The following is a 12,321-nucleotide window of genomic DNA, read 5'->3' as shown; positions in this document are numbered from 1 at the left end:
GACGTGAGCGACTTTCTCCTATCCGTGGATACTCCGGTTCGTGCGCACTTCTTTGGGACGGGGAGAGCGTGGTGACTCCAGCCACTCGTGGCTGTCCCACTCGAATCGCACGGGCCGTGCCATCGGCCTTGGTGCGTCTGTGTGCCGTCTCAGGAACGACTCGCTTGCAACGAGGTCGGCGTGACCCTCGAACCCGCACCGACACGTAAGCGTGTCTTGGTGGCGAATCGTGTCTGTCGTGGAACCGCAATTCGGACACGTCTGACTCGTCCACGCTTCCGACCGTGCTTCGACCGTGATGCCGTATTCTTCGGCGGTACACACGAGTCGGTCGATGAACGCCCGGAACGCCCAGAAGTTGTGCGTTTTCTCGTTCGCCCGAACCGACCAGTGCGTTTCCAGCACGTCGGTTAAGTCCCCGACGTACACCGTCGAAACCCCGTCCTCGTACAGGCGTTCGAGAAGGTCGCGTACCAGCGCGTTCTGTGCGTGGTCGCGCCGTCGCGTCCGACCACGGTACAACTGTCGAATCCGGCTCGAGGAGTAGCGCCCATCGCGGAGCTCGGACTGTAGCCGGGCAATCTCCCGCGTCGTCTCGCGGAACTGGTCGAACAGGCCGCGTCCATGGTACAGATACTGTTGGCCGGTTGTGGTTGTACAGGCGACGAGGTTGTTCGCACCAATATCCAGAGCGGCTTCTTCCGAAGCCAGTGGTGAATCCAGTCGAGAATCGTCCACGGTGACTGGTTGAAAGGCCCTGAATTGGTCCGAGGACTCGTCGTAGAACAGTTCCAGCCGACCCTGTTTGCCATCCCACTTCGGAACGCCCGCCACTTCGAGGCGAAGACGCTCTGCGTACCCGAGGTCGTACTTCTCTTTGAGCTCGCTTCCGACGGGGATTTCGAGGCGTGAGCGGTCGCCGGTTTCCAGCGTGTACTGGTCGTTTCGGATGCACGTTTGCAAGGTGCGACCGTCGTCTTCGTTGCCCCAGTAGCCGGGCGGGGAACACTGCTCGCCCTTCTCTTTGAGCGAGAAGAACGATTTCCACGCGCTCTTGCTCTTTCGGATGAGTTGCTGGGCAGTGGCGCTCCCCAGAACACCGACGTACTGTTTGCGGTAGTCGGCGGTGTCCCAGACGCTTTCGCCGTCGAAGTAGTTCTGGCGGCGCTCGTAGGTGAGTTCGTTCCAGAGGCTGGCTGAGGCGTCCAACAGGTCGTGTAGCAACGCCGCATCCTGTTTGGAGCGGGGTCGAACGACGAATGTGTTGGTACGCCTCATCCCGATAGATATTTGGACCAAATCGACTAAAAGTCTTTTGGACCATGCGCCCTAACGTCGATATACCGTGGTCGTTGAACGGTCGAATCCACGAATACGCCGATGAAAACGATATGAATCTCACAGAGGCATACGTAGATATTTTGGAGCGGGGACTCGAAAACGTGGAGACCCCAGACTGAGTGCCGTCGGTGGATTGCGTCGTTCTGTGGTCGCTCGACTCGCGCCTGAAGGCAGGGGAATGCGCTTGATTATATGCCATCATTTGGTCTGAGTTCGGTGGTGTGTTTGTTGCGTGAGCTTCAGCGTGGAAATCCAAGTAAGTACGCCACGGGTGCTAGCCAGTTCCCCTCCGCATGTACGCAAACGGTACAAAGAAAACGAGGAACGCCGCCACGGAGACGAGTGCACCCGCGAGACTGGTCAGGAGCTGGTAGATGTTGAATGGTTCCGGCTGGAACGCGACTCGTGTCTGTGCGGGTCCATAGTAGACGTGCTGCGACACGTTGGTTGCGCCCGTGAACGAGGCGGTGACGTAGAGGTCACGCCGCTCGACGACGACCGTGCCGTTGGCGTTCGTTGTTACTCGTCCCTGGGCGGCTCCGCTGAGCCAGACCGCTCGATTCGACAGCGGCTGGCCAGTACGCGCGTCTGTGAGTTGGACCCGGGCGTGCGTCTCATTGAGTGTCGTCGCGGTGAGACTCGCGTTCTGCTCGCGAACGGTCTGTGTGGTCACCGGAATCGAACCGTTGTGGATGTCGCGGACCTCCGTAATCGGCTGGTCGACGTTCGTGATGACGATCGTCGTGTAGCCGCGAGGCGGCACTGAGGTGAGATTCACACGTCGGTCGAGCGGGGTCGCATCGCCGGTCATATTGAAGCCGCTTAGTCTCGTGATCTCGGGAGCAGCGGTGACGCTCGTGTTCTGTGTCCAGCGGAGCGTCGGCTGCCGACTGCGAGCGGTGAGGCGCTGTTCGAGGACGTTCGGGAACGGGACGGTGCGCTGCCGTTCGTTTGTGGCCGCAAGCTGCTGAGCGAGCGTCTGGTTGAGTCGCGTCGTGTTACCCGGTGAGAGCGAGAGGGTGGTGTTCGACGTCGTGAGAAGCCGTCGACCGCGTGTCGCATTCGTGTACCGGCGCTGCGAATAGACACTCCAGACGTTCTGCACGCGTCCAGTCGACCCCTTGAACTGAGCCTCGCTCCAGAGGCGGCGGTCGGAGAGCGTCTGTGGGCCCTCGAACTGGAGGATGATTCGGTCGATCCCCTCTTCGGAGCGGACGACCGTCTGCGTGACGCTAAGATTCTGGTTCGACGTGACGACCGCAGGAGTGCTGTCCTGGACCGTATGCGAGAGGCTGAGCGTCTCATCGGCCGTTGTATTCGACAGCTGCCAGCCAACGGCATCGCGGACGTAGGTCTTCGTCGTAACGGCGACGGTCGAGGTAATCGTCGCACGAACCTGCAACGTCGCGGGCTCGGTTGCCTTCGCTCCCTCGTACTCAAGTTGCCGGGCCGACGCTGCATCGTTCTCCCACGTCTGAGTGCCGATCCGGACGCTTCGGTCGACCTGTTGCTCGAGGAGATCGTACGAGAGACAGGTCTTGGTGTCGCCAGCAACCGTACACGTCCGATTTGGGAGAAGCGTCGAGTAATCGAGCTGCGTCAGCACCGTCCCGTTCCGGGGAATGAGCAGTCGATCACTGTCGTTTGCAGCGTGGTTACCCTCTTCGGCACCGATGCCAGTCCACACGCCCTCGTTTGTCCCGAGGATCGTGATATGGGCGTCTTTGACGACCGTGCCGTTCGAGCGCTTTGAGTCGGGGAGCCAGAGACTCGTCGAGTCGTTGCGCTGAATCGAGTTCAACTGAGCGAGACGATACTCGCTGAGTGTCTGCTGGTTCGGCCCGACGCGATACGGTGGTTGGGTCGTCGCGTACGAAAAATCGCGCATTCGACTGATGTTCGCCACAGAGACGTTCTCCGCGCGGACGACAGCGTCGAGGGTGGAGAGTACGAACGGCGGAAGGGTCCCGGCGTCTGGGTCACGGTCGTCGGAGATGAACGCACGCGTCCCGTTGTTGGGTGCGAGACCAGTTGGTGGTGTGATCGCACTCACGACGGGGAGTGCGAGCAGGGCGACGAGTACCAGGCCGGTGAGGGGACGTCTGTCCGTCATTAATCACTGTGATAGGGGGTATCGAGCGGTGGCCCGCTCTCGAACCACCCGAAGCCGTTCTTAGGGGAGGACTGGGACGAGTATCCCGGGGGCGAGGTTTTCGAAGAGGCCGACGAATACGCTGTAGCTGACCGAGAGGGCAATCATCCCCGCGCCGCCCCACATGCCGCGCCAGCCCCATTGGGCGCGGTCGGCGCTCCGTCTGGAGACGAACCAGACGGCAGCGCCAACGAGGAAGACGATGACGCCGAGTTGACCGAGGGTTGTGGCGACGAACTGCTCGATCTGGGTGAGCGAGCTGCTGATTTCGTTCTGTTGAGCAGCAGCGACGCCGGTACTGGTGATAAACGCGGTCAGGACGACCAGGAATCTTTGGACTCCGTGTCGAGAGCGCATGTTTATTTCATCAACGTACCATCACTAAAAACCTTAGTTAACATTGTTGAAGTGTTGAATTTAGATGGTTTAGTGTGAATTCGAAACGTAATCTCAAGAGGCTAATCGAGAAGTTGGAAGAGTTAGAGAGTATCGAGGTGCAGCATGTCGGTGGTGTTCAGATGTGTGACGTAAGAGGGGATCAGATCCCAGGCATCCACCGAGTGCGTGTTGGTGCAATGAGGCGCTACGACGGATTCAGGTGCCAATACGATGGAGTTGCCAGCGAATCGGTTGTGAAGTTTGAGAACCACACCAAACACTAATCTAGTAACGCGAAGAATTTCGATAAATCGCAAGACAACTACGTTGATTGGTATGACACCGTTTGTGCTTTGACGTCTGTGAAGCACAGAATTTTATACATCTGTGTTTGGATGAAATGATATGGCTGATTCAGACCCGGTGGACGAGAACACAGCAAGCAACGGTGACGCTCCCTCCGGGGCAACTGATTTTTCCCGGTATAATATTCCGACAGATCTCACCGCCTTTCAGACAGTTCTTCTTTGTCTCATCCATCGATTTGAGGGCGCGGAAGGAGTGATCCTCCAGAACGCGCTTGAAGGCCTCTACCCGGAGGATATCAATCATGGGCGCTTATACCCGAGTCTCGACCGGATGGTCGATTCCGGACTGATCAGCAAACAGACGAAAGAAAGCGACAAACGGCGAAAAGAGTATGCACTGACTGGCCGCGGTGAATGGGTTACTGAGGAGTATCTCCGGTTCGTGCGGGAGATGATCGCACTTCATGATGAATGAGCAACCTGTGAATCCAATTTGGTTGTCGACGCCAGAGTCGAGTCCTGATTTTCGAGTGACCGGGTCTTCTCTATAATCTAACCAATACCTAATTTAACCAACAATTACAGAGATTCAAGGAGAAAGCCCACGACTTTAGTCGTGGGATGAATCCGACCAATCCCGTCAACACCGCACTACTTAGCTTGAATGAGGTCGGATGTTAACGCAACTCGCTCGGGAAACTTGGAGTTGGCTTGGGGTCTCCGTCACCAAAAAGCGTCACCACACGCCCACCGCCCCGACGCATCACCTACAAACCGAGACCTCCCTCGGGAGGGAAGGTGCCTCCGTTGGTGTCGGAACGACCGACCCCAAGCGCGAGGAATCCCACGACTTCAGTCGTGTGGAGGATGTCAAGTGAGGCTAGCGCTCAATATTCATTCGCTAATCTTTCGATTCTTTCCGGTGAGAGGGCTTTGCTATAGATGGATGTCGCATCGATATGCCCTTCGAAGTAGTTCCCAGTGGTATCCCAGATATCTTGCGAGTGACTTCCACCGGCACGCCCAATGGCACCTTCGTCACCATGGTTCGAGACGGTATCGTATCCGACGTCCGGGTTCGATGCAACCTCATCCCCGTCGACATAGAGCGTGAGTGAACCGCTTTCGAACACCACCGCAATATGCGTCCAACTCGTCTTCGTGAAGGAACTTTCAATTGTGACGAGGTTGTGGTCGTCAATTGTACCCGCCTCAATCGTATCGTCGATTATTCGCACGGCCAATCCGTTTGCACTCCCCCCTTCGTTGTAGACCACTTGCGTCCCAGTCGTTGCCACTGGCTTCACCCACAGCGAGACGGTACGTTCAGTGAACGCATCGTGGAGGAATCCATCACTCGAGATCATGATGTAGTCGTCTGACCCATCCAACTGAAGCGAATACTCTCCTTCAACGGCGACTGTATCGTCGTAGGCCGCGCCGTTCTCGAGTGAGAACGCATGGTTGTAACTGGAACTGTCTTCGGTACTATCCTCGAAATTCCACTGAGCGATTTGAATCTCGCTCAGCTCTGCATGGAAGAGATGTCGATAGCGGTGCGACTCGATTTCATAGTGCGTCTCTAATTCGAGAGTAACGTCACCGTCAGGAGTCGAGTCGGGCGTCACATTCCAATTTGCGGTCACTGACTCACCATTGGCAACTGAGTCAGCCGTGGTCTCAGTGGTCGCTGTCATCGACCAGCCATCGGGAAGGCCAGAGACATCCAGCGTGACATTTTCCATGGTGACTTCAGTTGCGTTTGCTCCGGCTGGATTGGTGAATGTCGCGGTAATGTCGAACGAGTCAGAGGCCTCCCCAGACGCATCATACGAATCTGGGGCTTGGAAGTCGACACTCGCAGTCGTTTGTTTTGCCCCTGGGTTGCCATCCTCTGTCACGAATGAAGCAATCGTACTTACGGACGCATCCGGTTTTTCGACCGTTGAGACGACTCGATAGTCTGTTTGCCACAATTCCGGTGTGAGCGTACAGCGAACGTACCCCCGGTTTCTATTGTAGAATTGTTCCCAGGGAGTATTCACGTGGTTTCCAAACGAGGTTTGCTCCGCTGTGTCACCACTCGAAGATATGGATGTGCCAACGTACTCAGTTCCGACCGTCTGTGAATCAGGGTCCGAAAAGTCAGCTTTGAGGTTGTAAACGGTATTCCGATGGACGTCGCCAGTGATGGCGACTGGATTCAAGGTGGGGTGTTGGGCCATGAACTCAAGCAACGTCTTTCGGTCGGCACGATAGCTATCCCATTTGTCTCCAGCACCGAAATCCACCTCGTCTGGATCTGGGTCGTTGTCTGTCGCTGCAATAGGGACTTGTTGGGCGAGGACGTTCCATCGCGAATCCGACTCGCCAAGCCCATCCAACAGCCACTCTTCTTGTTCGTCGCCGAGAATGGTTCGCTCAGGATCCTTTGCCTCCTCGGAAGAGGATGTTTGGTCGTCTCGATATTGACGAGTATCAAGGACGTTGAACTCGGCGATGTCACCGAAAGTAAATCGCCGGTACAGCGGCATATCCGGTCCGTCAGGCATTCGAGACCGACGAATGGGCTGGTGCTCCCAATAGGCCTGATATGCGTCCGCTCGACGCTCACGGAATTCTTCCGGGGGTGTTCCTTCATCGATTTCGTCGGCATAGTTGTTGGCTACCTCGTGGTCGTCCCACGTGACAATCCATGGGAAGGCAGCATGTGCTGCTTGCAGATTTTCATCTGACTTATACTGTGCGTATCGAATTCGATACTCAGAGAGGGTTTTAACCTCTCGCGGCGGTTCGTGACCTCTTCCCAGCGATTTCTGTGCGCTCCCTTCGTAGATGTAGTCACCGAGATGGAAGGCCAAATCAAGTTCTTCTTCGGCAAGATGCTGATGTGACGTGTAATACCCTGACGGATAGTTTTGACACGAGACGAACGCAAAATTGAATTCATCGATGCTTGCCCCGGATTCTGGGGCAGTTTTCGTCCGACCAATTGGACTTTTCGCATCCCCAACATGGAATTGGTAAAAATATTCTGTGTTCGGGTCAAGTCCCTCGGGAACAATATGCACTGAATGCCCGTGTTCCGGCCGAGCGTACGCCGTTCCATCTTGCACGACCTGTTGCATACTCTCTCGGGTCGCGAGCTTCCACGCGACAGGAACTTTCTTCTCAGACATACCACCATCGCCCTCCAATGGTTCCGGTGCAAGACGTGTCCAAAGTACTACTGAGTCAGACAGTGGGTCTCCGGAGGCGACACCAAGCGTAAATGGGTACCTATCGGGACCACTGGAGTTGTCGTTTTTCGTTGCTGTCACTCCCGTCGTTCCGAGTGTTGCGAGTCCAGTTATACCCGTAGCTGTTTGAAGGAACCTGCGACGGTTTGAGGAGAGGAACGAATTCTGTTGGCTATCCGGCTTTTTTTCAGCGTTAGTCTCAGGCATGGAAACCACCTGAACAGCCCGTTCACGTATAGATGAACATTTATATTAGTTCTATATCTAAATTGATTAACCTCAGAGACAGTAAAATAAATTATATTAATATATAGAACACTCAAGTATTCGAACGGTGTAATCGAACATTTTCTGGCCTATGGCAAAGACGGCACAGTCGACGCAGTATTGGTGAGTGACACGCTTGTCGTTCCCTCACCAGAGCCATAAGACGAGCATTCGACAGCGCAGAGATAAATAGTACTCTTACCGCCGGTCGCCGGTGAATGAGCTAACTAATTCGCCGACAATCCCTTCCCGAGAGAAGATCGTTACCAGATCGCCTGCCTGGATCGTCGTGTGTCCTTTCGGGGTGAGTACCTGGTCCCCCCGTTCGATGGCAATCACTAGGCTGTCGTCGCCAATGAGGCCTTCGCCGGCAATTTCCTCTAATGAGTTCCCGACGACTGACGCGTCTTCACCCACCGTCAGGTTGACGACTTCCGCGTCGCCAGCGAGTCGTCTAAAGTCCGTCATCATCGACTTCGGTCCCCCATCCTCGGGGCTGAAGGGATGATAGGGATGGAAATGTCGTCGTTGCAGGAGTGCTTCATCCTCGATATCGAGCCCGCGATCGGAGAGTTCCCCGGCGATTCGATTAATGTCGTTCGTATCGGTCCCCACGACCGTCACATGCAGGTTTCCCCGACCGGTCATTAACTCTCGAACGCGCACAACGCCCGATATCTCCAGGACGTCCTTCGCGTACTGCTCGCGCTCCGGAACCGGCACATTGCAGATAAACAGGTTGGTGATGCGGTTGTCGACCCGTTCGTAGTCCACATTCGCATGATAGCCACGCAGGATTCCGTGGTCCTCGAGTTTACGAATTCGATTTCGGATCGTCCGCGCTGAGACATCCAGCTCGTCGGCGATCGCCGGCGCGGAGATATTCCGAGCGTCGGCTTCGAGATGGTACAGTATCCGCCGGTCGATTTCGTCTATTCGGTAAGCCATTGGTGACGGGTGGTGGAGAGAGTCACTATCATCTCGTGTACTCCCTCATACGGACCTGAATGGGATATAGATTTCCCATTCGGAAATATAAAGCCTAGATTTATACTGATTCGGAATCAGAGAAAAGTATGAGCGCGAACAACCCGGATCGCCCATTGACCGACGCCCCCGATAACAGGACTGCCGTTACGGACGTCGATGAGGCCCGGATTCTCTTTCTCTGCCACGGGGACCATCCTGATCGAGTCGTGGATCTCGCGGCTGACCTCGCTCGCGACGAGGTTGCGAACCTCTATCTCCTATTGGCTGTTAGTGCGCCGGAGCAGACACCACTTGAACTCGTCGAGCCTCCCTGTGACGCTAGACGCGATCTGGCACAATACGAGTTGAAGATCAAGACCGAGTCAGCAGACTCGATCGGGGTCCATAGTCTCATTCGCTATGGACGCAAGCACGATAACATCGTTCAGTCAGTTCTCGATAACGACGAGATAAACACGCTCGTCACTGAGGACGTAGACGATTCATCCTTGCTCGACGTGTTCCGGTCCGTGAATCCGGATGAACGGTACGTGCCCGCAGACAGTGACATAGTCATCGCTTCGCACGTGGAGTACCTCAACGCCATCAATTCGATTCTAGTCCCCATTGCCGGTGAGCCCCATTCGGGAATGGCGATCGAAGTGGCTCACGCACTCGCCAGCCAGAACAACGCGTGGATCGAGCTCTTCCATGTGATCGACCACGATGCTTCAGATCACCAGCGTGAGCAGGCAGAGAAATACATCTCGGCTGGCCTCGACCGTGTCGAAGAGTTCGACGACACTGATACGTGGCTCCTCGAAGACGACGATGTTGCAGATGCAATCATCGAACAGTCACAATACTACGATCTTACGGTCCTTGGAGCGCCCCAGAAAGGACGGCTCCGCCGATTCGCTTTCGGATCCACGACGTCGGCGGTACAAGAGGACGCTCGCAGTGTTGTAATTACAGTGCGTCGGAACACCGACGAGTCGTGGCTCGGCCGGTGGGTTGGGCGCGGAACATAGCAACCACTCAAATCCATGTGTACACGAACCACCCTTCGACAGCATTGCGTCGCGAACCGTACCAGACCGGAGCGTCTTGAGGTGACCTCCTGATGGCAGAGTCTACAGCAGACGGCCACGCCACCGAGGGATCAGGCGAGGTCGAGACAGAGCTCTCCCGGGACATGAGCCTGTTCGACATCACGTTTATCGGCGTCGGTGCGATGATCGGCGCCGGCGTGTTCGCACTCACCGGATTCGCTGCCGGTCTCGCTGGCCCCGCGCTCACGCTCGCGTTTCTGTTAAATGGGTTCGTGGCCCTGTTCACAGCCGTCTCGTATGCTGAGCTCGGGGCAGCATTCCCCGAAGCGGGTGGCGGCTATCTCTGGGTGAAGGAAGCACTCGTCGATCCGAATGGCTTCTACGCGGGCTGGATGAGCTGGTTCGCTCACGCCGTTGCCTGTTCGTTATACGCAGTGACGTTCGGCGTCTTCCTCACCGAGTTCTTGGTTTTTGGCGGTGTTCTGGCACCAGAATTCGAGCTACTCGGGTTCATCGGCCGTGGCCTTCTCGATAAGATACTCGCTGTCCTGATGGTCTCCCTGTTCGCGTATATCAACTACCGAGGCGCTGAAGAAACCGGGAAGGCAGGCGTCGTCGTCACTGCAATCAAGGTTATCATCCTTGCTGTCTTCGTCGCCTTCGGTATCCTGGCAACAGTCAACACGCCCGACTGGCCGCAGAAATTCCTCGACAACCCCAGCTTCGCTCCGAACGGAATCGTCGGAATCATCGGCGCGATGGGATTCACGTACATTGCCTTCGAGGGCTACGAGATTATCGTCCAGTCCGGAGAAGAGGTCGTCAATCCCGGTAAGAACATTCCGAAGGCAGTCTTTTACTCGCTCCTCATCGTCGTTCCGATCTATATTCTCGTGGCATTCGCCGCCATTGGCGGCATCGAAGTGACCGCTGAACTCATTGCACAACCCGGCGGCATTCCGAACAGTGCGGACCCGAGTCTCCCGACGTGGAACGCGCTCGGGGATCTCGGCGAGCTCGGGATCATCGAGGCGGCTGGGCAGTTCGTCCCCTATGGCGTTCCGTTACTCCTTATCGCCGGTCTGACGGCGACGATGAGTGCTCTCAACGCGACTGTCTACTCGTCGTCACGGGTATCGTTCGCGATGGGCCGCGATCGAGCGCTCCCGGGCTTCTTCAGTAAGGTCCACTCGGAGAAGCGGACCCCTCACTGGGCGATCTTCCTCTCGGCCATCCTCATCGCCCTGATGGCAGTTCTCCTCCCAATAGAGGCCGTTGCGGCCTCGGCGGACATCATGTTCATTCTGCTGTTCGTCCAGGTCAACTGGACCGTCATCAAGATGCGCAAGACCCACCCCGATCTCCCGAGGACCTTCGAGGTCCCGTATATGCCCTGGCCACCGCTGATCGGCATCGTCTTGCAGTTCCTGCTCACGCCGTTCCTGCTTTCGGCGCTCGGCCTGCAGATCGGGTTCGGGCCTGATTCACATGGATTCATCGCGCTCGTCACCACGGCGATTTGGATGGGCTTCGGGATCCTCATTTACTACGGCTACTCGGAGCCGAAAGAGGAGGAAAAACTCGAAGAGGAAACGCCGACCGTTGCTACCGAAGAGGCCCCTGCACCCGAACGCGCAAAGAGAGAGCAACGGATTCTCGTGCCGATTGCAAACCCCGAAAGCGTCGAGCAGCTGATGCGGACGGCGCTCGACCTCGCCGAAGACCGAAACGCCGACATCGAGGTCATGAGTGTCGTGAGTGTGCCGCCGCAGACGCCGCTTTCTGAAGGGCGAAAATTCGTCCAGGAGGAGCGAGCAGTCATCGACCGAGCAATCGAGTTCGCCGAGGAGGAGCATCCTGCTGTGCCCGTCAGTGGCAAGATCCGAATCGGGCATGACGTGGCGAAAGCCATCCTGAACACCATCGAACAGGATGCTGCCGACTTGGTACTGATGGGCTGGCGCGGTCGCGGCCGTCGGACCGACTACGTGCTCGGGAGTAACGTCGACCAGGTCGTCACTCAGGCCCGGTGTGACGTCCTGATCGAGCGGATGGGGCCTGCCGGGAACGTAGACTCGATTCTGGTGCCAACGGCTGGTGGCCCCCACGCCGAATTCGCTGCGGAGATTGCCCACGCGATTGCCCGCCCGAACGATGCCCGTGTTGAGGTCATCTCCGTCATCACTCCCAGTGCTGAGGAGAGGGATACGGCCCAGTCGATCATCGATTCGGCGGCAGCATCGTTGGAAGGAGTTGAGACCACGACGGAGCTCGTCGAAGGCGACGATATTGCGTCGGCAATCGTGGAACGATCCGGCGAACACGATATCACCATTATTGGTGCCTCTCGGGAAGGACTCCTCCAACAGTTGGTCTTTGGCGCCATCCCCGAAGAGGTCGGTCGGCGGGCGAAGAATACGGTTATCATGGCAAAGCGCGACCTCGGGATTACGTCCCGAGTAACCCGTTGGCTGCGCAATCAGCGCTCATAATGCACGTTGAAATCGTCCGTTTTGAACCACCGAATCCGGAGCGACGATCCTGTCACACCAGCCGGTAAATATCCGGGGTCAAATTCAGCGACAACGGCATTTGGCGCAGATGTCGGCCGATAC

Annotated in this window: 8 protein-coding genes; 3 read left to right on the top strand and 5 right to left on the bottom strand. The window is 56.7% G+C overall.

What is annotated here, in order from left to right; translation table 11 throughout:
- Positions 1–18: 18 nt before the first annotated feature.
- The 3 genes from P0648_RS16545 to P0648_RS16535 all read right to left on the bottom strand — a co-directional run bounded on the left by P0648_RS16545 (position 19) and on the right by P0648_RS16535 (position 3,850).
- Positions 19–1,278 (bottom strand): transposase, encoded by a 1,260-nt coding sequence (locus tag P0648_RS16545; RefSeq protein WP_276249018.1) that lies wholly within the window; start codon positions 1,276–1,278, stop codon positions 19–21.
- A 337-nt stretch (positions 1,279–1,615) separates the two neighbouring features.
- Positions 1,616–3,454 carry a hypothetical protein gene (locus tag P0648_RS16540; protein ID WP_277505988.1) on the bottom strand — a complete coding sequence of 613 codons (1,839 nt, stop codon included), beginning with the start codon at positions 3,452–3,454 and terminating at the stop codon, positions 1,616–1,618.
- A 60-nt stretch (positions 3,455–3,514) separates the two neighbouring features.
- A complete protein-coding gene (locus P0648_RS16535; protein ID WP_276249020.1) occupies positions 3,515–3,850 on the bottom strand; it encodes a hypothetical protein in 336 nt (111 codons plus the stop codon).
- 426 nt (positions 3,851–4,276) lie between these two features.
- Here P0648_RS16535 and P0648_RS16530 point away from each other — a divergent pair, with 426 nt between their 5' ends.
- Positions 4,277–4,654 (top strand): PadR family transcriptional regulator, encoded by a 378-nt coding sequence (locus P0648_RS16530; protein WP_277505986.1) that lies wholly within the window; start codon positions 4,277–4,279, stop codon positions 4,652–4,654.
- 412 nt (positions 4,655–5,066) lie between these two features.
- On the opposite strand, the gene P0648_RS16525 is transcribed toward P0648_RS16530, so the two are convergent.
- Both P0648_RS16525 and P0648_RS16520 read right to left on the bottom strand, forming a co-directional pair.
- A complete protein-coding gene (locus P0648_RS16525; RefSeq protein ID WP_277505984.1) occupies positions 5,067–7,625 on the bottom strand; it encodes an alkaline phosphatase D family protein in 2,559 nt (852 codons plus the stop codon).
- A gap of 258 nt (positions 7,626–7,883) precedes the next feature.
- Complete coding sequence (locus P0648_RS16520; RefSeq protein WP_276249023.1) at positions 7,884–8,633, bottom strand: Lrp/AsnC family transcriptional regulator; 750 nt, start codon at positions 8,631–8,633, stop codon at positions 7,884–7,886.
- Between the two features lie 128 nt (positions 8,634–8,761).
- Between P0648_RS16520 and P0648_RS16515 the strand changes: the two genes are divergently transcribed.
- Positions 8,762–9,685 (top strand): universal stress protein, encoded by a 924-nt coding sequence (locus P0648_RS16515; protein WP_277505982.1) that lies wholly within the window; start codon positions 8,762–8,764, stop codon positions 9,683–9,685.
- Between the two features lie 92 nt (positions 9,686–9,777).
- Positions 9,778–12,198, top strand: coding sequence for an amino acid permease (locus tag P0648_RS16510; RefSeq protein ID WP_277505979.1), 2,421 nt, complete (start codon positions 9,778–9,780; stop codon positions 12,196–12,198).
- The last annotated feature ends 123 nt before the right edge of the window (positions 12,199–12,321 follow it).

This window comes from Haladaptatus sp. DYSN1 (assembly GCF_029489995.1).
In the GTDB taxonomy this organism is placed as follows: Archaea; Halobacteriota; Halobacteria; order Halobacteriales; family Halococcaceae; genus QDMS2.
The sequence above is the reverse complement of the archived record's forward strand: the minus strand, read 5'-3'. Positions and strand labels throughout refer to the sequence as shown.

Coding starts and splice junctions, on each gene's coding strand:
- P0648_RS16545 (WP_276249018.1), bottom strand. CDS start 1,278: ATGAGGCGTACCAACACATTCGTCGTTCGACCCCGCTCCAAACAGGAT.
- P0648_RS16540 (WP_277505988.1), bottom strand. CDS start 3,454: ATGACGGACAGACGTCCCCTCACCGGCCTGGTACTCGTCGCCCTGCTC.
- P0648_RS16535 (WP_276249020.1), bottom strand. CDS start 3,850: ATGCGCTCTCGACACGGAGTCCAAAGATTCCTGGTCGTCCTGACCGCG.
- P0648_RS16530 (WP_277505986.1), top strand. CDS start 4,277: ATGGCTGATTCAGACCCGGTGGACGAGAACACAGCAAGCAACGGTGAC.
- P0648_RS16525 (WP_277505984.1), bottom strand. CDS start 7,625: ATGCCTGAGACTAACGCTGAAAAAAAGCCGGATAGCCAACAGAATTCG.
- P0648_RS16520 (WP_276249023.1), bottom strand. CDS start 8,633: ATGGCTTACCGAATAGACGAAATCGACCGGCGGATACTGTACCATCTC.
- P0648_RS16515 (WP_277505982.1), top strand. CDS start 8,762: ATGAGCGCGAACAACCCGGATCGCCCATTGACCGACGCCCCCGATAAC.
- P0648_RS16510 (WP_277505979.1), top strand. CDS start 9,778: ATGGCAGAGTCTACAGCAGACGGCCACGCCACCGAGGGATCAGGCGAG.